17 protein-coding genes and 1 pseudogene are annotated in these 18028 nt (G+C 61.7%); 5 read left to right on the top strand and 13 right to left on the bottom strand.

The window, feature by feature from the left end:
• Window positions 1-20: 20 nt before the first annotated feature.
• On the bottom strand, window positions 21-1634 hold the full coding sequence (locus tag AB7532_RS09480; RefSeq protein WP_441234534.1) for an SUMF1/EgtB/PvdO family nonheme iron enzyme: 1614 nt from the start codon (window positions 1632-1634) through the stop codon (window positions 21-23).
• A gap of 414 nt (window positions 1635-2048) precedes the next feature.
• On the opposite strand from AB7532_RS09480, the gene AB7532_RS09475 reads away from it, so the two are divergent.
• Both AB7532_RS09475 and AB7532_RS09470 read left to right on the top strand, forming a co-directional pair.
• The gene (locus AB7532_RS09475) at window positions 2049-3137 is read left to right on the top strand and encodes a mandelate racemase/muconate lactonizing enzyme family protein (RefSeq protein WP_441234533.1); all 1089 of its coding nucleotides are present in this window, start codon (window positions 2049-2051) and stop codon (window positions 3135-3137) included.
• A gap of 185 nt (window positions 3138-3322) precedes the next feature.
• Window positions 3323-4471: an amidohydrolase gene (locus AB7532_RS09470; protein WP_441234532.1), complete on the top strand. Its 1149-nt coding sequence runs from the start codon at window positions 3323-3325 to the stop codon at window positions 4469-4471.
• A gap of 13 nt (window positions 4472-4484) precedes the next feature.
• Here the strand turns inward: AB7532_RS09470 and AB7532_RS09465 are convergent, their stop codons facing one another.
• From AB7532_RS09465 to AB7532_RS09430, 8 genes are all read right to left on the bottom strand, one after another.
• Window positions 4485-5417, bottom strand: a complete 933-nt coding sequence (locus AB7532_RS09465) for a dihydrodipicolinate synthase family protein (protein WP_441234531.1) — start codon at window positions 5415-5417, stop codon at window positions 4485-4487.
• Between the two features lie 94 nt (window positions 5418-5511).
• A complete protein-coding gene (locus tag AB7532_RS09460) occupies window positions 5512-6870 on the bottom strand; it encodes an ABC transporter substrate-binding protein (RefSeq protein ID WP_441234530.1) in 1359 nt (452 codons plus the stop codon).
• A gap of 303 nt (window positions 6871-7173) precedes the next feature.
• Window positions 7174-8229, bottom strand: a complete 1056-nt coding sequence (locus tag AB7532_RS09455; protein WP_441234529.1) for a LacI family DNA-binding transcriptional regulator — start codon at window positions 8227-8229, stop codon at window positions 7174-7176.
• Window positions 8230-8338: 109 nt separating this feature from the next.
• Complete coding sequence (locus tag AB7532_RS09450; protein ID WP_441234528.1) at window positions 8339-8512, bottom strand: hypothetical protein; 174 nt, start codon at window positions 8510-8512, stop codon at window positions 8339-8341.
• Window positions 8513-8531: 19 nt separating this feature from the next.
• Window positions 8532-9608, bottom strand: a complete 1077-nt coding sequence (locus AB7532_RS09445) for a flavodoxin family protein (protein WP_441234527.1) — start codon at window positions 9606-9608, stop codon at window positions 8532-8534.
• A gap of 116 nt (window positions 9609-9724) precedes the next feature.
• On the bottom strand, window positions 9725-10027 hold the full coding sequence (locus tag AB7532_RS09440) for a hypothetical protein (RefSeq protein WP_441234526.1): 303 nt from the start codon (window positions 10025-10027) through the stop codon (window positions 9725-9727).
• 110 nt (window positions 10028-10137) lie between these two features.
• Window positions 10138-10305: a DUF2934 domain-containing protein gene (locus tag AB7532_RS09435; RefSeq protein ID WP_441234525.1), complete on the bottom strand. Its 168-nt coding sequence runs from the start codon at window positions 10303-10305 to the stop codon at window positions 10138-10140.
• A 22-nt stretch (window positions 10306-10327) separates the two neighbouring features.
• Entirely contained in the window at window positions 10328-10516 is a 189-nt protein-coding gene (locus tag AB7532_RS09430) for a hypothetical protein (protein ID WP_441234524.1), read from the bottom strand.
• 88 nt (window positions 10517-10604) lie between these two features.
• Between AB7532_RS09430 and AB7532_RS09425 the strand changes: the two genes are divergently transcribed.
• Window positions 10605-11120, top strand: coding sequence for a YciE/YciF ferroxidase family protein (locus AB7532_RS09425; protein WP_441234523.1), 516 nt, complete (start codon window positions 10605-10607; stop codon window positions 11118-11120).
• A 50-nt stretch (window positions 11121-11170) separates the two neighbouring features.
• On the opposite strand, the gene AB7532_RS09420 is transcribed toward AB7532_RS09425, so the two are convergent.
• Window positions 11171-12358, bottom strand: coding sequence for a CaiB/BaiF CoA transferase family protein (locus AB7532_RS09420; RefSeq protein WP_441234522.1), 1188 nt, complete (start codon window positions 12356-12358; stop codon window positions 11171-11173).
• Between the two features lie 165 nt (window positions 12359-12523).
• Here AB7532_RS09420 and AB7532_RS09415 point away from each other — a divergent pair, with 165 nt between their 5' ends.
• The gene (locus AB7532_RS09415) at window positions 12524-13411 is read left to right on the top strand and encodes a VOC family protein (RefSeq protein ID WP_441234521.1); all 888 of its coding nucleotides are present in this window, start codon (window positions 12524-12526) and stop codon (window positions 13409-13411) included.
• Window positions 13412-13454: 43 nt separating this feature from the next.
• On the opposite strand, the pseudogene AB7532_RS09410 reads toward AB7532_RS09415, so the two are convergent.
• Window positions 13455-13613 (bottom strand): annotated as a pseudogene (locus tag AB7532_RS09410) (MBL fold metallo-hydrolase); the annotation flags it as partial.
• Window positions 13614-13822: 209 nt separating this feature from the next.
• Between AB7532_RS09410 and AB7532_RS09405 the strand changes: the two are divergent.
• On the top strand, window positions 13823-15046 hold the full coding sequence (locus AB7532_RS09405) for an MFS transporter (RefSeq protein WP_441234520.1): 1224 nt from the start codon (window positions 13823-13825) through the stop codon (window positions 15044-15046).
• Window positions 15047-15621: 575 nt separating this feature from the next.
• Here AB7532_RS09405 and AB7532_RS09400 read toward each other — a convergent pair.
• Both AB7532_RS09400 and AB7532_RS09395 read right to left on the bottom strand, forming a co-directional pair.
• On the bottom strand, window positions 15622-16389 hold the full coding sequence (locus AB7532_RS09400; protein WP_441234519.1) for an HpcH/HpaI aldolase family protein: 768 nt from the start codon (window positions 16387-16389) through the stop codon (window positions 15622-15624).
• A 78-nt stretch (window positions 16390-16467) separates the two neighbouring features.
• Complete coding sequence (locus AB7532_RS09395; protein WP_441234518.1) at window positions 16468-17382, bottom strand: hypothetical protein; 915 nt, start codon at window positions 17380-17382, stop codon at window positions 16468-16470.
• Between the last annotated feature and the right edge of the window lie 646 nt (window positions 17383-18028).

The raw sequence follows: 18028 nt of genomic DNA, 5'->3' as shown, positions 1-18028 counted from the left end.
AGTCTTCTTCCTCCACGTTGTCACGGGGACAAGGCGACACGGAATCCATGGGTCGGATAGCGAACGTTGGTGTCGTAACTGTCGCGGCTCGCCGGGCGAACATAAGTTGCGTCGTTTTTCCATGAGCCGGAGCGGATCACGTGTGACGAACACTCCCCTCCGAGCCATGGCGATCCGTCCGAAGGCGCACCCTGATAGCTCCTGTGCCAGCAATCCTCGACCCACTGATCGACGCTGCCACCCATGTCGAACAGCCCAAATGGATTCGGCTTGAAACTTCCGACCTTCACCGGCTGCTCGACGCCGGCAACATCCGCGCAATTCTTGCAATTGGCCATGCCGGGCTGAGGCTGATCTCCCCACCAATATTTACTCTGGGTACCGCCCCGCGCCGCGTATTCCCATTCAGCCTCGCTTGGAAGCCGATAGGGCTTGCCGGTCGCATTTGCCAGCCAAGTGACAAACGTCTTTGCATCACTCCAGCTCACATTCGTGACCGGCGCATCATCTTTGCCTGCCGCCACGAACCCACATGCCTTTGCCGCGGCGCATTCGTTCCATTCGCGAACCGTGACTGGATATTTGCCGATAACGAACGGCTTGACTGTGACCCGACGAACCGGCTTTTCCGAAAGATCGTCGTTGCTGCCCATCGAGAAGATGCCGCCGCGCACCGGAACCATCTCAGGCTCGCGGACCGCAGCCGCGGCCGGCGGCGCGATCGACGGCGCGGGCTGGGTTTCGGGCACGGCTTGCGGTGGAGCGGGCGACGACACCAGCGGCGGCACAGGGGACGGAGGCAGCGGCACGTCCTGTTTTGCGATGGACGACGCGGACGGAGGCGGCGGCACGTCCTGTCTTGCAGCGGATGATTCGGACGAAGGCGGCCTCGGTGATTCTGCCAGCGGCGAGGCCGGGGCTGCCGCCTGATGAGCCATCTGACTGCGCGGCTCCACGAGCAGATACCAGAGCACACCGCCCGCAATGATGAGCAAGGTCAGACTCAACAAGATCAACAGGACGCTCTCGCGTCGTTTACGGATCCTGTTGAAGGAGGTCGCGTCGGGAAGGACGCGATAGACTCTCACGGGGTCGGTGATGTTCTTGACTTTTCGATCGCCAAGCGACTCGTATCCGCAAACCAGTTTATGCTTGATCTGCTCGTAGATGCCGCCGGAAATGTAGACTTGGCCAGGATCGGCAATCCCCTCGATGCGCGTAGCGATGTTGACGCCGTCGCCGTAAACGTCATCTGCCTCGATGATGACGTCGCCCAGATTCACACCAATTCGATATTCGATCCAATGATGCTTCGGCAGTGATGCGTTGCGTCCTACCATGCTTTGCTGGATGACGATGCCGCATCGAACCGCCTCGACGGGACTGTCAAAGATTGCGAGAAAGCCGTCACCAGTGGTTTTGACGAGCTTGCCGTGGTGCTCCACGATGCTGGGCTCGATGAGTTCGCGCTCGAGCCGCTTCACGCGAACGTGCGTTCCCTCTTCATCGATCTGCATGAGTCGGCTGTAGCCAACGATATCGCCAGCGACAATTGCGGCAAGACGGCGCGGCATTGCCTCGCGCGGAGGCTCACCGCCGCTCTTGCCGGACTTGATGTTGCGAATTTCGGCCATGACTCAACTCGGCGCCGGCGGACAATTGTCGCCGACGAAAACAGAACCTGCCGCGCGAAAAGCTACCATACTAAAGGATACCGGCAAAGCGGTTGAAGGGCCTGAAACATTGGCGTGAGCGGCTCGGCCTTTTCCCGCCGGGAAAAACTTCAGTTTGCTCGCCCGAACACATATTTGTAAGGCAATATCCAAACTGAAGATGTGATCTCTCTCACGTTCAGCATCAAAGATGCTGCTCGCGGTTCCGGCTTCAGCCAGAGATGGCCGCCACGGCGACACCGTCAGGCGCGGATCTCCGAGATGACATGCACAGACAGCGACACAGCACTGCGATCCCGATGACAGCACCACAGGCGATTGCTCATCCCACGCGACCAGCTTAACTTGCGATCAAAACGCGCAGGTGGAAACAGCATGGCACGCATCGCGACGATCGAATCCGCACTCTATCGGATCCCCCTCCCCGTCACGCTCTCGGACTCCACGCATGGCGAGATCGCCGCGTTCGAGCTGATCACCTGCCGCATCCGCGATGCCGATGGCGCCGAGGGCGTCGGCTACACCTACACGGTCGGGCGCAACGGCGGGGCGACCGCCGATATCCTCAAGCGCGAGATCCCGCCGCTGGTCGAAGGACGCGAGGCCGACGATACCGAGGCGATCTGGCATCACGTCTGGTGGGGCCTGCACTATGGCGGCCGCGGCGGACCGGCGGTGCTGGCCCTCTCCGCACTCGATATCGCGCTGTGGGATTTGAAGGCGCGGCGCGCCAGGCTGCCGCTGTATCGGCTGCTCGGCGGCTTCGATGCGCGCGTGCCGTGCTACGCCGGCGGCATCGACCTCGATCTCTCCGTCGAGGCGCTGCTGAAGCAGACCGACGGCAATCTCGCCAAGGGCTTTCGCGCCATCAAGATGAAGGTCGGCCGTCCTGATCTCAAATCCGACGTCGCACGCGTCGCGGCGATGCGCAAGCATCTCGGCGACGGCTTTCCGCTGATGGCCGACGCCAACATGAAATGGACGGTCGAGGAAGCGATCCGCGCGGCCCGCGCCTTCGTGCCTTACGACCTGACCTGGCTCGAGGAGCCAATCATCCCCGATGACGTCGCGGGCCACGCGCGCATCATGCAGGCCGGCGGCGTGCCGATCGCGGCGGGCGAGAATCTGCGCTCGCTGTGGGAGTTCAAGAACTACATCGCTGCCGGCGCGGTGTCCTATCCCGAGCCCGACGTCACCAATTGCGGCGGGGTGAGCGCGTTCATGAAGATCGCGCGGCTGGTGGAGGCGTTCAACCTGCCCGTCACCAGCCACGGCGCGCACGACATCACCGTGCACCTGCTCGCGGCCTGCCCGAACCGCTCGTATCTGGAGGCGCATGGTTTCGGGCTCGACACCTATATCGAGCATCCGCTGGTGCTGGAGGACGGCAAGGCCCAGGCGCCGGACCGCCCGGGTCATGGCATCAGTTTTGACTGGAAGGGGTTGGCGAAGTTGTCGCCGTAGGGCGCCGTCATGCCCGGGCTTGTCCCGGGCATCCACGTTCTCGGTGCAGCAAGCAAGACGTGGATGGCCGGGTCAAGCCCGGCCATGACGATGTTGCTGCACGCGAGGCATTCCGAGGCACTGGATGCAGTCGCCCGATATTCCGTTATGGTGTCAGCAGCTGACACCATTGAAAGAGCCGCGCCTTGACCCCTGAGCTGCACCAGAAACTCACCGCGTGGCGCCGGCACCTGCATGCCCATCCGGAACTGGGCCTCCACGAGAAGGCCACCGCCGCCTTCGTGCAGGAGAGGCTCACGGAGTTCGGCATTCCTTTCGAAGCCAACATCGGCGGCCACGGCGTGGTTGCGACGCTGACGCGGGGGTCCGCGCAAGGCCGCGTCGGCCTGCGTGCCGACATGGACGCGCTGCCGATCACCGAGGATACGGGGCTTGCCTACGCCTCGACCAATCCCGGCGTGATGCATGCCTGCGGACATGACGGACACACCGCCTCGCTGCTCGGCGCGGCCGCGCTGCTGGTCGCCGACACCAGCTGGAGCGGCACCGTCGACTTCATCTTCCAGCCGGCCGAGGAAGGACTGGGCGGCGCGCGCGCGATGGTCGGCGCGGGCCTGTTCGACCGCTTTCCGATGGATCGGGTGTTCGGCTTCCACAACTGGCCCGGGCTTCAGGCCGGCACCATCGCGGTCCATGACGGCGTCGTCATGGCTTCCGGCGGACGCGTCATCATCACCATCGAGGGCCATGCCGGTCACGCCGGCATGCCGCATCTGACCCGCGACCCGGTGATGGCGGCGGGACATTTGATCGTGGCGCTGCAATCGATCGTCTCGCGTAGCGTCGATCCGCTCGACACTGCCGTGCTGTCCCTGTGCACGCTCGAAGGCGGCAAGGCGCGTAACCAGATCGCGGGGCGCGTCGAGATCGGCGGCACGCTGCGGTATCATCGCGATGCGGTGAAGGACATCGTCGTGGCGCGGATCGAACAGATTTGCGCCGGCATCGCCACGAGCTTCGGCGTCAAGGTCACGCCCGACATTTTCATGGGCGTCGGCGTCGTGATCAACAGCCCGGCTGAGGCCGGTCTCGCGCGCCTCGCCGCCGAGAAGATGCAGACCCCAGTCAGGCGCGATCTCGCGCCCAGCATGGCCGGTGAGGATTTCGCCTTCTACCTCCAGCATCGCCCCGGCGCCTTCGCCTGGATCGGCAACGGCGAATTGCGCGACGGCGCCGAGCTGCACGGCCCGCGTTACGATTTCAACGACGCGATTTTGCCCGTCAGCTCCGGCTGGATGGCGGAAGTCGCCAGGACGGCGCTGGCTTCGAACTAGCGGAGGCGCGCCGTCAGCGCACGGCCGCGATCCTGGCGCGGAAGCTCGCCTGTCCCTGCATGATCTTGTCCAGCAGCGCGTCGAGCGCCCAGAAGCGCTCGCTTATGTCGAAATCGACGGCCCGGCTGCGGATGGCCGCGAACGTGCCGAGCCGCTGATGATACAGCTTGGCCAGCTTGGGATATCCCATCGGCTCAGCCATCGCGGCGAGCGCGAGATAGACGGAGAGTTCGTCCGCCAGCGCCGGATGCCTGGCACTCTCGGTGAGCAGCCATTTGTAGAGGTCGGGATGGAAGTTGGTGAACACGCCGGTGAAACCGGCAGATCCTGACTTCATGGCGTCGAAGGCGATCGCCGCATTGGCGTTGACGATGGCAAGCGACGAGCCTTTCGTGAGCGCCACGCGGCGCTTCACGGTGTCGAGGTCGCAGGACACGTCCTTGAGAATCGCAAAGCGTCCTCTTTCGGCGCAGAACTTCAGCTCGTCGTCGGACATGAGCCGGCGGAACGGCGCGGGACATTCGTAGAGGCCAAGCGGAAGACCGGCAGGCAGGGCTGCGAGCAGGCCGCGCAGATTGTCCATGAAGACGGCGCCGCCCTGTCCCTTCGGATCGAACCGGTTCGTCACCAGCACCAATCCGTCCACGCCGGTTGCAGCGATGGCGGTCAGCTCGGTCACCTGATCGTCGCGGGATTCGCTGACGTGGCCTGACGCAATGACAGGCACCCGGCCCGCCGCCTGCCGCACGACGAACCGCGCCAGCGCGACGCGCTCATCGAGGCTGAGAAACTGCATCTCGCTCGACTGGGCCACGGCGAACAGCGCATCAGCGCCGTTTGCAATGTACCATTCGATCAGTTTTTCGAGGCCGGCGTAATCGATCGCGTCGGCTTCCGTGAACGGCGTCAGCATCACCGGAATGATGCCCTTGATGGTTGCAGTCACAAATCGGCTCCCAGGATTTCGAGATCTTTGACAGGCAGGAGCCTGCCGCTCACGCGTCTTGCAACGCGTGAGCGTAACGGGTTCAGGCTGCCGATCAATTGCCGGCGACTTCCTTGATGCGGGCGATCATGTCGTCGACGGCCTTTTCGACCGGCACCTTGTTGGTGACGATGGCGTTGACGGCTTTCATCCAGACGTTCTCGTTGTTGAGCGTGGTGAACTTGTAGTTCTTGCTCATCTCGTAACCGCCGACGCCGGCGAAGAACTGGTCGCGCACGGCGCGGCGATGCACGTCGCCATCCCAGAACGCGGACTTCTGCGCCGCGGTCTTGACCGGGAACCAGCGGCCGAGCGCGCCTTCGATATAGGGCTGGAGGTTCTCATCGCGCAGCAGGAACGAGACGAACTCCTTGGCACGGTCCTTGTTCTTGGCCTGCTCGAAGATCAGGCCGACCACCACGGAGGCGCGGGTGTGGACCGGCGTGCCGTCCGGCTTGTTGGGCCAGACCATCGTGCGGATGCGCTCGTCATAGTTCTTCCTGGCTTCGTCGCGCTGCTCGGCGGTCAGCGTCTCGTTGCCGGAATCGTCCAGCCATTTGCCGGGAAGCGAAACCGTCGAGTTATGCGTCATGATGGTCGTCTTGTTGTGGAAGGCGACGTTGTTGTCGGGATCCTTCCAGCTTGTCGCCGATTGCGGCGTGCAGCCCTTCGCGGCGATCTCGACATAATCCTTCATGGCGGCGACAAGACCCGCCTTCACCTTGGGATCGTCGACCAGCAGCTTGCCGTTGTCGTCGACGAGCACGACGTTGTGGGCATCCATGAACACCAGGAACGAGATGAAGCTGTCGGTGGCGTCGACGCCCATGGGATGGCCGATGCCGTAGATGCGCTTGCCGGATGCCTTGCGCACCGCCGGCTGCGCCTTGTCGCACCAGAACGACCAGAAGCCGTTCCAGTCCTTCGGGATGTCGGTCTCCTTGAGACCGCCCTCCTCGATCATGTCCTTCCAATAGTGCAGATGCAGCGTCGCCTGCTTTAGCGGGAAGGCGTAATAGGCCTTCGCCTTGGTCTTGTCGTTGTACAACATGACCGTTTCGAGCGACTGCGGAGAGAACTCGCCCTTGATCGGCGCGAGGACGGAAGTCAGGTCGACCAGCTTGCCTTCGGAGGCCCATTTGCCGGCGCCCTGGAAATGATAGGTGTCCGCATAGGTGACGTCGGGCGGAGCGCCGGCATCGAGCGCCGCCACCAGCTTCGGCATCATGTCCTGCGTCGCATATTGCGACAGCTCGACCTTCACGCCGGTCTTGGCCTCGAACTTCTTGATGACGGCGAGCAGCGCGTCTTCCTCGGCCTTGTAGTAGCCCTTGTTCCACCAGACGACGAGCTTCTCCTGGGCGGCTGCGGGGCTCGCTGCTCCCATCATCGGCAGCAGCAGGCAAGCCGCCATCGAACAGTTTCTGGCCCATCGCAAAAGGCTATGACGCATTGTTGTTTCCTCTCCGTCCCATCCCGGCGAGGGACCGCCGGTTGCTCTCATGGCATTTAAAACGCGGCTATGTAAGCGCTTACATAATTGGAGTCAAGCGGCCCTCGTGTGGGTAGGGCAATCGCAGATGAAGTGAGCATTTGGCGCGCTAAAGCTTCCGCAGCGTCATGCCCGGGCTTGTCCCGGCCATCCACGCCTTTGCCCCAACACGAAGAACGTGGATGCCCGGGACAAGCCCGGGCATGACGACCGCGATCTCAGGGATCAGCGACCCCTGACCTCGCCGGCGCTCTCGCGGATACTGAGAACAGGCATGACTTCCCGCGACTGCGCCTGAGCTTGCCGGCCTGCGATCACCGCGAGGAGCTCGTTGGCGGCCAGGACGCCGATCTGCTGGTTGTCGACCTTCATCGTCGTGAGCCTGGGAGAGAAGCGCGACGAAATTGCAAGATCGTCGAAGCCGGTGATCGAGAAATCCCGAGGCGCGTCCAGGCTGTTTTCCCGCGCAGCCATCAACGCACCGAGCGCCAGATTGTCATTGCCGCAGACGATCGCGGTCGGCCGAACGTCCACCGCCTGCGTCATCAAGCGCGCAAAACTGGCCGCACCGAACTCCAGCGTCGAGGGACCCATCATCAGATCCTGCGCCGCGATTTTCAGACCCGCGGCCGCGAGCGTCTCGCTGATGCCGCGAAGCCTCTCCTTGACGCGGTCGTTGTTGGTATCAGGCTGAAAGATAGCGGCGAACCGGCGATGGCCCAGCGACAGCAGATGCTCCGTCATGCGGCTGAAGGCGGCACGATTGTCGAAGCCGATGCACGGGTGCGGCGACAGCTTGTTGTAAGAGTATGTCACGACGTAGGGAATGCCGCGCGAGTTGAGCGCGTCGAACAGCTCGGCAGGATGGTTTTCACCGACCAATGCGAGTGCTTCCACGCCGCGCGCAAGCATCGCTTCGGCCTGCCGCAAGCCCTCGTCCGGATCATAGTTCGAGCAGCCCAGGAACAGCGTGAAGCCGCGTTCGCTGAAGACGGTCTGCATGCCGCCGATCTGGTGGGCGAAGATCTCGTCGTCCAGGGTCGGGATGATGGCGCCGGCGATATGCGTCCTGCGCGAGGCCAGCGCCCGTCCGGCGGCGTTCGGAATCCAGTTCAGCGCGCGGGCCGCGTCCTTGACCCGCTGCCTGACCTCTTCGGAGACCTTGTCAGGCTCGTTGAAGGCGCGCGAGACGGTCGCGGTCGAGACATTGGCCTTGCGGGCGACCTCCTCAAGCTTGACGCGGCCGCTGCCTCCGCGCGCCCTCTTTGAACCTGCCACCATCCCCGCCACTTCGGTCGAATGCTCGTTTGATCAATGCCTCGCCATGGTATTGACGACCGCCGGAGTCCTCAACGGAAATCTCCGAGCAGGGCTTTCAATGCCTGTGGGGCTACGGTCCGCCGGCGACCGAACCCGCGATCACCATGACCAGTTCGGCAAGATTGATCTTCCCGTTGACGACGAGTTCTTCGGAGGAGCCTCCCACTTTCAGCGATTGCGGATTGTTGGCAGCCTGACGCTTGAGTTCGCCAATAATGGATTCCGTCAGTTTCTCTTCCAGCATGTGACCTCCTTTCAGTCCATTATTTGGGATTCGGATCTTCGAGACCGTTGCCGGGCTCCTCCAGCCGCCCGATCCGCGCCAGCCTGACAGCGTTGCCGAGCGCACGCGCCACGTTCAGCACCTCCTGCTGAAACTCGCGGTCTTCATCGAGTGCACGGTGCGCCGTGGCGTACTCCTCCATGTAGCCGACATAACGGTCCAGTTCGCCGAAGCGGCCCGCCGAAATCAGATCCATGTCGGTCAGCCAGTCGGACAAGGTGCGACGCACGCCCTCGGCACCGACACTGTCGCCGTGAACGACGAGGCCGAAATGGCGGCCGGCGAGATGACGCGGATAGGGCCAGCCCTTCAGCTCGATCGCCTTGGCCTCATCGGCCTTCGTGCCGTGCGTCGATGTCGGATCGGGATTGCCGCCGTCGGCGCAGACGAGGCGATCGATCATCGCCTTGAGTCCGCCGGGCACGTGATACCAGTTCACCGGCGTCACGATCAGGATGCCGTGGGCCGCAACCCAGAGCGGATAGATCTCGTTCATCCAGTCGCTCGTCTGCCCCAGCGAATAATTCGGATAGCAGCTGCACGGCCAATGGCAGAGCGGCATGGCGGTGGAGACGCAGGATTTGCAGGGATGGATGGTCCTGCCGAACTCCGAGGTCAGGCGGGAGAGATCGAGGATGTCGACGCCGTAGCCCATCTCCGCGAAGACGGGCTCGGCCAGCTTGACCAGCCGCCAGGTCTTGGACATCTCGCCGGGACAGGTGTGCTCGCTGCGCGACGAGCCGTTGATGATGAGGATGCGCGGCATCGCGTCCGCGTCGTCGTGCTGCCGCTGCGCCTCCAGAATAGCCGCACGCGCGGCAAGCCAGTCGACGGCAAGGTCGTAATCGGGATCGGCAAACCCCGGACCCGCTTTTCGCGTGACGGGCGCCTTGCGCGAATGACTGTAGGCATCCCAGGCGGCGCCGACGATGGCGTCGAGCTCCGGCTTGAGCGGCGCAAAGGCGGGATCGACGAACTGGCTCCTGTAGCGCCGCTCGAATACCTCGCGCGACAGCTTGACGGGCGGCATCCCCTTGCGAACGTCGACGTCCGTCATGCTGGCTCCTCAGCTTGGTGCATCGACCAACCTGAGGTGCGGCGCGTGGTTCCTAAGACGGCCAGCGAGCAGCGAACGTCGGCTGCTCTCGCCCGCCGTCTGGACATGCTGATGACCTAGCAATCCTTGTCGCTGCGGCTTGTCGCGGTCTTCGACTGCTCGGCGGCCGTCGGCTGTCCCTGCATCTGACGCTGGGCATCCTGCGAGGAGGTCGCCGTGCTCTCGCTCGCCTTGTTCATGGCCGACGTCGCGGCGTGCTCCTTGGCGGCTGGTGAAGCGGTGCCGGTCGTCTCGGCCGCCTTGCCGGTCGTCACCGGTCCTGAACCTGCGTCGCGGTTGGCGGTGTTGCACGGACCTGCCAGAGCGATGGTCGAGCTGACGGCCAGCATGGCGCCGACCAGCATTGATCTCCTGAGCATGACAATTTCCTTCCTGAGATGCCGGCTAGTGCTTGGCGGAGCCGGGTTCCGCCATCCCGTGATCTCGCGAGCATTTCCGCAGGTCGAAGCCATCGGCGGCGACCGGTTAGTTATTCCGTGAACGTATCGGAGGCTTCTTCGGGGTTGATGGCGGGATCGCCGGACAATTCACGCTGCGCCTCGTGCCAGAACTCGTCGTCCCGCCCTTCAGGCTTGCCCGCCAATTCCCAAAGCTGATGCGCGCGCGTCCGGATGCGATCGTCCATCGGTTCCGCCATTTGAAGCTCTCCTGTCATCTTCTCAGTTGGGTTTGGCGGGATGCGCGGTTCGCGGATGGCGGTCGTGCAACAGTCGCGCAAGCGCTTCGCGGTCTCCGGAATGGCCCTTCATCGCCGTCTCGAACAGCGCCTCCTGGACGTCACGTGGCATATCGCCCCAGACGTCCATGGCGGCTCGGCCCAGCAAATTGGCAAAGCGTTCGTCGGGCATGTCGATGCTCCCTGTCCGTTCCAGAGATAGGAACTACGGACGGTTGCCCGTGTTCCAAAATAGCCATTGCGAAAGGGAGAGATTGCAGATGGGACTGTTCACCAAGGACATCAAATCGATGGAAGACCTGTTCACGCACGGTCTTCAGGACATCTATTATGCGGAGCAGCAGATCCTGAAAGCGCTGCCGAAGATGATCGACAAGGCGACCAATCGGGATCTCGTCACCGGCCTCAAGAACCATCTCGAGGAAACCAACAATCAGGTCGAACGGCTCCAGAAAGTCTTCGCCAAGCTCGGCAAGGAGCCGAGCGGGACCCAATGCCCGGCTATCGACGGAATCATCAAGGAAGCCGACGAGACCGCCGGCGAGATCGAGGAAAAGGCCGTGCTGGACGCTGCTATCGTCGCCAATGCGCAGGCGGTCGAGCATTACGAAATCTGCCGCTACGGCACGCTGATTGCCTGGGCCGAGGAGCTCGGGCACGACGAGATCGTGCGTTTCCTGACGACGAACCTGAACGAAGAGAAGGCTGCCAACACCAAGCTGAACACGGTAGCCTTGCGCAAGGGCGTCAACGCCAAGGCCTCCACCGCAGCGTAGACCGCCTGATGCAAATGCGGCTCCGCGATGTCGCGGGGCCGCCCGTCCAGCTAGATAATGCCGCCCTGCCGAAGCGCAGCGATCGCAGCCTTGTCGTAGCCGATTTCGGCAAGCACGCTATCGGTGTGCTCGCCGAGCGTCGGCGGGCGCGTTGCGATCTCGCCCGGCGTTTCCGACAGCCGCACCGCGGCGCGCGCGAGCGGGGCGCGCTTCGGCAAGCCCGGATAGTCGACATCCTGCAGGAAACCGGCAGCGCGGATGTGCGGGTGATCCAGCGCCTGTTGCGGGCTCAGCACCGGCCCGGTCGGGATCATCGCCTTGCCCAGCGTATCGACGGCGTCCTGCGTGGTGCGCTCGGCGCACCAGCGCGCCATTCGCTCGCTGATGACGGGGCCGTTATTGCCGCGGCTGATGTCGTCGGCAAAGCGCGGGTCGTTCAGCCATTGCTCCTCCTCGCCCATCAGCCTCGCCCAGCGCTTGAACAGCGGATGGCCCGTGACCTGGCACAGCACCCAGCCGTCCTTGGTGCGATAGATGTCGGCGGGCGCCGCGGTCTGGCCGAGATTGCCCGTCGGCACGCGGTTGACGTTAATGACCGCTTGCTCAATGAGCGTGGCATTGGTGAAGGACAAGGCGGTTGCGAGCAGCGCGCCTTCGACGATCTGGCCGCGTCCGGATTTGCTGCGCTCGATCAAGGCCGCGAGCGTGCCGAATGCGCAATGCAGCGCCGTGCCGAAATCGACCCAGTTCACCGCAGCCCTGTATGGCGGATCGCCGGCGCCGGTCATGTAGACCGAGCCCGACATGACCTGGCCGACGCCGTCGAAGCCGACGCGGTCGGACCATGGCCCCGGCCCGCCGAATGCGGTCGCCGTTGTCAGGATGATGTCCGGCTTGATCGCTTTCAGCTGTTCATAATCGAGCTTCATCGCGCTCAGGGTCTGCGGCGGCAGATTGGCGACGACGACGTCGGCGGTGGCGATCAGGCGGCGCATCACCTCCTGCCCCTCCGGCTTCATCGGATCGAGCGTGATGCACTTCTTGTTGCGGTTGACCTGGAGAAACAGCGCGCCTTCGCCGTTCTCGCCGACCGGCGCCACGAAGCGATCCTCGCTGCCGTCACGCTTTTCCACGCGGATCACCTCGGCGCCGAATTCGGCCAGCAAGGTCGCGCAATAGGGCCCTGCGATATAGCGCCCGAAATCGAGCACGCGCACGCCCTCCAGAACTCCTCCCATCGAACTTTCCCTCATCGTTTTCGCCAGATTACAGGGACTGGCTGCCACGGCAAGGCGGCAACGGACATCATGCCCTGCCCTGAAGATGTGATCGGCGAAGCGTTTCGGCTGGCGGAAAATGTGCTCTAATATGGAGCTTTCAGTATCCCAGCCCAGGGCTCATCCATGCCGCAACAATTCGATCGATCCGCAGAAGATCTCGGCAATGCCATCCATTTCGAGCACGTCAACATCCAGGTCCCGGACCAGCGCCTCGCCACGCTGTTCTACGTGACCGGACTGGGCCTCACCCGCGATCCCTATCTGATGGTGTCCGACACCAACATGTGGATCAACGCCGGACGCAGCCAGTTTCACCTGCCGAGCGGCAAGCCGCAGGTGCTGCGCGGCCATACCGGGCTGATCATCGAGGGCCGCGAGGCGCTGCTGGCGCGGCTGGCGTCAGTCGCCAAGAAACTCGAGGGCACGGCGTTCGCGTTCACCGAGCACAACGATCACGTCGAGGCGATCTGCCCGTGGGGCAACCGCTTTCGCTGCTTTGAACCGGACACAGCGCGCTTCGGGCGCATCGCGCTCGGCATTCCCTATGTCGAGTTCGACGTGCCTGTCGGGACGGCCAAAGCGATTTGCGCGTTCTACCCTGAAATCATGAACATGCCCGCAGCCTTGCGGAATGGCGATGGCCATGTTGCCGCCGTGCAGACGGGCCGCGACCAGTATCTGCTCTTCCGCGAGACCGACCGGCCCCCGGGCGATTACGATGGCCACCATGTGCAGATGTACATCACCGATTTCTCAGGGCCGTACCGTAAACTGCTGGCGCGCGACCTGATCTCCCGCGAGGACAATCAATACCAGTACCGCTTCTGCGACATCGTCGATCTCGACAGCGGCAAGCATCTGTTCACCGTCGAGCACGAGGTGCGCAGCGCCACCCATCCAATGTTCATGCGGCCGATGGTCAATCGCAATCCTGCCATCAACAACCGCAATTACGCGGCCGGCCACGATCAGTCGCTCTGGGCGATGGGGCCGGATCAGTACGAGGGGTAGCGGCGGCCGCACTGCGAACCGCCGCAAACCGTCCGCGGGCCTCTCAGCCCCACTTCATCTCGCCCTTGGCGACCTTGGAGCCGATATCGAGCGCCACGCCCATGCCGAGATTCGGGAAGCGCGCGTCCATTGCGGCCTTCAGCGCGGCGGCATCCGCAGCCTTGGGAAGCTCCTCGTCGAAGGCGAGCAGATAGGTCCTGGATCATCCAAGCCGAGACATCCAGCGAGCAGGCCGGCGCATCGACCGCAGGCCGATTTGAAATTGACAACCGGCAATTTGTGGTTGATCGTTCCGAGAACTGTCACCTTGGGACACTAAATGCGTCATATCCCTTTGATCAACGTCGACTTGCTTGAGGGCGACATTCCGAAGGTTGATGGTGATGGGTCTGGCGTGAACGGGATTGCTGAGTGAGTTCAAGCCGGTCCACCTTTTCTGCCTACCTTGTGGGGTTAGCGAGCTGGTTTGCACCGCTTGGCGTACAGATGGTGCTTTTCCCCTGGCTGGTCGCCGTTGTTCTGCGGATGGACGCTTTTTCCGTCGGAATTGCGCAGGCCGCGCTCATGGCACCGGGCCTGCTGTTCCTGCCGCTGGGCGGCTTGGTCGCCGATCGTGGAAACCCACGCCGCCTGCTGGCGCTCTACCACATCTTATATGCGATACCGCCGCTCGCGCTTGCCTGGATGATTTGGCAGACAGAGCTCAGCTATCCGTTGCTCATTGTGTACGGCGTCACGATGGGCGCAATTAGCGCCTTCGCCATTCCGACCCGAGACGCTCTCCTGCCTTCGATCGTACAGCGCGCTGAATTACCGTCCGCGGTTGCATACGTCACGGCTATGCAATTCGTCGGCCAGCTACTTGGTATTGCTTGCGGTGCCCAGGCTGATCGCTTCGGCGCACCGCCGCTCTTGCTACTGAATAGCATTGTTCTGCTGTTGGGTTGCGTCGCTCTTTTCTGGATAGCTGACCAGCCACGGGATTCAAACGCAAGGAAAGGAAGTTTCTGGCGTGGTGTTACCGAAGGCGTATCGGAGGCTGCACGATCAGAACAAATCTGGCCGGTTCTGCTGCTGAATTTTGGTATCGGCGTATTCTATGTCGGTCCATTCATGGCCGTGATTCCTCTTGCTGTGCGCGACGCCTATGCGGGGAGCTCGGCGGAACTGGCATATACCAGCTTCGCCTTCTGGGCTGGTACGATCATTGCCAGCGTGGGTATGGCCAGCGTAGCGCGGCGTCTTGACCTTCGCGGAAGAGTGATTGTGATCGCGGTTGGAGCTGGCACTCTGGTGTTGACGGGATTATCGACGCTTCCCCCGTTTCCCGTCTTCGTCGCTCTGAACTTCCTATGGGGAATCGGGGCTGGCGTTACCCTGACGCAAGCGCGCACCATTGTGCAAATCATGGCACCGCCCAGTCACCGAGCGCGCCTTATGTCGTTGTTTCAGCTGGGCATGGGCGGCGGCGGCCCTATCGGCTCCCTCATTGCCGGCACTGTCTGCGCTGTGTGGGGCCTCAGACTAGCAATGCTATTGCCGGCGTTAGCGATGATGTCGCTGGTGTTATTTTTGTTGGCTCGTTCGCAGATATGGACGATGCGCACGAAAGAGCGCGTGGCAGAAGGCATCTGAGCTTGAGGCCCGCCTCCGACGCGTCCCCCTCCTTAACCCCTGCAACCAGCTGGACGTCGCAGTCGACACATCGACGATCAAGCTAACGGCAGTCCAACGTATTTCACTCCAACGGCAAAATGCCGTGCGTGATCTCATAGCCGCCGTAACCGCTGTCTTCAATGCTATGGCAATGGTCTTCAAGACCGTATCCGTGGCTACCATTGCCGTTATCGGACCCACCAGGCCCGCGGTCTCCTGTCGATTTCTCGTCGCCTACGGTCGGCGCAGAGTTGGAATTGTCGTTATCGTGTCTTTTATGAGAACCTTCTTCTCCAACCCAATTGCCACCATCTAAACGGCCACCGCTCGGGACGCCGCACAACGTAGATCGATCTCTGTGATCGCTTGAGTCAGCCATGAACCCACTCGCAGCCAGTGCGCTCCCCTATCACTACATTGCTCTTCTGCGCCCTACCTTCTGGAGATTTCGGCGCTCCATCATGACAAACGTCGAAGAACGATACCTGACGACCCCGATTGACGCTGGAGATCAAAAAGGCGTGCTATCAGTGCGACACCTCCGTCACCGCAATTCAATGTGAACCAAGCGCGGTACGAACAATCGACGCACTCGATTGCGCAATGATCGATGTGTCACTGCCGGACACGACAAAATCGTAGTCGCTCGCCAGCATTGCGCGAGCACGGTCAGGACCAAGCGCAATGCTCCCCATCCGCATTCCAGAACGCTTAATAGCCCTTTCGGCCTGCGTTATGACGCCCGATACTTCGCTATCGTCAAAGCGGTTTAGCTTTCCCAACGACGCAGACAAATCTCGCGGGCCGATGAACATGGCATCGATACCATCGACCCGCGCGATGTCGGCGATGTTTCCGACAGCATCACGGCTTTCGATTTGCACAATAACGGTGATCGCATCATTCGCCCCCTGGTGGTAGCTCGTATCCAGCCCATATCGGTTAGCTCGCATGCCCGAAAAGGCGCCGCGCGTACCCGCTGGAGGATACCTGCATGCCGCAACCGCCCGCTCTGCGGCCGCTTTATCTCCGATATTGGGAACCATTAGCCCATCAACGCCAATGTCCAGGACACGCTTGATGTAAATAGGATCATTGCTGGGTACTCGAACAATGCCGGCACAGCCGGTATCCTTCAAGCTTCTCAACTGACTGGCTGCACTCTCGATGCTTCCTTGACCATGTTCATGATCGATGACGATGAAATCAAATCCTGCCATCGCCATGATTTCAACGACGTCGGCAGAACCGGTCAACGACCAAGCACCAATCATCTTGGACCCAGCTCTTACTCGCTCCTTAAAGCGCATGCCTGCTGCCACAGTTTCTTTCCTTATGACTTTAGTTCCCGCATCATGAACATCGAGGACTCGCTCTTCGACTTTGAAGCGCGCGCCCCATCACTGCGTGAAAGCCGCAAGATCCCCTATTGAAGGACCTTCGGTTCCTTTGCTCAACATGTCGCGCGACAGACTTTCCGGCGGCGCCCATCCCAATGATTCATTGATCTCGGCCTGAATGTCTGTGAATGCCCTCAGAAAATAACTCTCGAGCGACAGCAGATCGGCTCTGAAACTCGAAAGCGCCCGACCGACAGCCATATCGACTGGAATGTCGCTGGAGCCGCCGACCGATCGACACGACCATTGACTCATCACGCCATCACCAGGTTCGCCTCGACCGGCAACCGCGAGGCTGCTCCATTCGACATTCCACGACAAATCACGCAATTCTCTTTGCACGACGCTGATTGCCGATTTGATTTGCGCCTCGTGCCTTCGCAACAACAAGACGTCGGGGCTGCAAAGTCGTTCGGGGTCGAATACTTTCTTACCTATCCCGAAGAGCCATCCCGACTGGTTCAGCATGCTGGAAGCTATGTCGTCCATGATCAGCGAATGAGGTAAACTACCAAGGCACTGCAGCCGGAGGCGCAGATACAATTCCGCCACATGCAGCGAATACTCCAGCTTGAGATAGTCTTGCTTCAAGCAGGCGACTGCATAGTCGAAGAAGCCATTTGCGTTGTCCAGGTCTGGCAGAGCATCGCGAAGATCCGAGGGAGCATCTTCCCGTCCGGAAATGACCATTTGCAAGAACTCGAGCACCAACTTCGGTGGCGCCGCGCACGCAGTCGAGCGAATATTGAAAACACCGTTGTCTTCCGTGTACGCGAGATACGCCTCAGGCGTCATCGCACGGAAGAACCCGTCGTCCGGATCGCCATCCATCAGCAAACGGATGCTTGTCAGGAACGGCCCTCCGCCGATCTTGTACAAGCCGGCAATGTACGTGGGAATTTCACCATCGATCATTGCAGCGTTCCGTCGAAAGACAAGGAAAGCTGGTACACTTGTTACGATCCGGGCAAATCTCCAAAGATGATTGACGGCGAAATGCTCTGCACCTGAATAGTCACTATAGGCTCTCCGAAGCGAGCGCAGAGCAGAGATTGACGTACTCCAATTGCTCATGACCTGCCTGTAGCCGGAAACATTCATGGATTTTCCCTCCCGGCCACGGAAAGTCGAGCTTCGCTCTTCAATCTCCACGCCAGCCAGCGCGAATGCTGGAGCACTCCGCTCGCCCAATGGCCGGCCGTCTCGATCCAGGAGATGAAGCGCAGCACCGTGCGCGCCTTTGGCGAGGAACTCGCCGTACGGGTGCGGGCGGGAATGCCTTATCATCCTCTCGCGCCTCGCATGTCACTCGGAGCTGGCGATGTGCCGTGACGCGCTCCCGGGCGAATGAGCCAGGCGGGAGCCATTGTGGCAGTCGATGACGCCCCTGCCGGAAGTGAAAGAATACGTTGCGGTGTGAAAACCCGGCTGATGAATTGAGTTTGCGATACGTCGGCACGAACGCGTGGCATGGGCACTTCTCCATTCGGGTCCATCAATGTTCGTTCATTGATGCGATTCGCGTTCTCGCCACGTAGCTCAGCATGACCGACCAATAGTA

The organism is Bradyrhizobium sp. 930_D9_N1_4 (assembly GCF_052076015.1).
Lineage (GTDB): Bacteria > Pseudomonadota > Alphaproteobacteria > Rhizobiales > Xanthobacteraceae > Bradyrhizobium.
Note: the sequence above shows the minus strand (reverse complement) of the source record. Positions and strands in the feature narration are given on the sequence as shown.

What these genes read in the sequence shown, in the direction of transcription:
- AB7532_RS09430 (WP_441234524.1), bottom strand. Translation starts at nt 10,516, where the DNA reads ATGCCCGACGAACGCTTTGCCAATTTGCTGGGCCGAGCCGCCATGGAC.
- AB7532_RS09435 (WP_441234525.1), bottom strand. Translation starts at nt 10,305, where the DNA reads ATGGCGGAACCGATGGACGATCGCATCCGGACGCGCGCGCATCAGCTT.
- AB7532_RS09420 (WP_441234522.1), bottom strand. Translation starts at nt 12,358, where the DNA reads ATGGGAGGAGTTCTGGAGGGCGTGCGCGTGCTCGATTTCGGGCGCTAT.
- AB7532_RS09445 (WP_441234527.1), bottom strand. Translation starts at nt 9,608, where the DNA reads ATGACGGACGTCGACGTTCGCAAGGGGATGCCGCCCGTCAAGCTGTCG.
- AB7532_RS09425 (WP_441234523.1), top strand. Translation starts at nt 10,605, where the DNA reads ATGGGACTGTTCACCAAGGACATCAAATCGATGGAAGACCTGTTCACG.
- AB7532_RS09450 (WP_441234528.1), bottom strand. Translation starts at nt 8,512, where the DNA reads ATGCTGGAAGAGAAACTGACGGAATCCATTATTGGCGAACTCAAGCGT.
- AB7532_RS09480 (WP_441234534.1), bottom strand. Translation starts at nt 1,634, where the DNA reads ATGGCCGAAATTCGCAACATCAAGTCCGGCAAGAGCGGCGGTGAGCCT.
- AB7532_RS09475 (WP_441234533.1), top strand. Translation starts at nt 2,049, where the DNA reads ATGGCACGCATCGCGACGATCGAATCCGCACTCTATCGGATCCCCCTC.
- AB7532_RS09455 (WP_441234529.1), bottom strand. Translation starts at nt 8,229, where the DNA reads ATGGTGGCAGGTTCAAAGAGGGCGCGCGGAGGCAGCGGCCGCGTCAAG.
- AB7532_RS09395 (WP_441234518.1), bottom strand. Translation starts at nt 17,382, where the DNA reads ATGATCGATGGTGAAATTCCCACGTACATTGCCGGCTTGTACAAGATC.
- AB7532_RS09460 (WP_441234530.1), bottom strand. Translation starts at nt 6,870, where the DNA reads ATGGCGGCTTGCCTGCTGCTGCCGATGATGGGAGCAGCGAGCCCCGCA.
- AB7532_RS09440 (WP_441234526.1), bottom strand. Translation starts at nt 10,027, where the DNA reads ATGCTCAGGAGATCAATGCTGGTCGGCGCCATGCTGGCCGTCAGCTCG.
- AB7532_RS09415 (WP_441234521.1), top strand. Translation starts at nt 12,524, where the DNA reads ATGCCGCAACAATTCGATCGATCCGCAGAAGATCTCGGCAATGCCATC.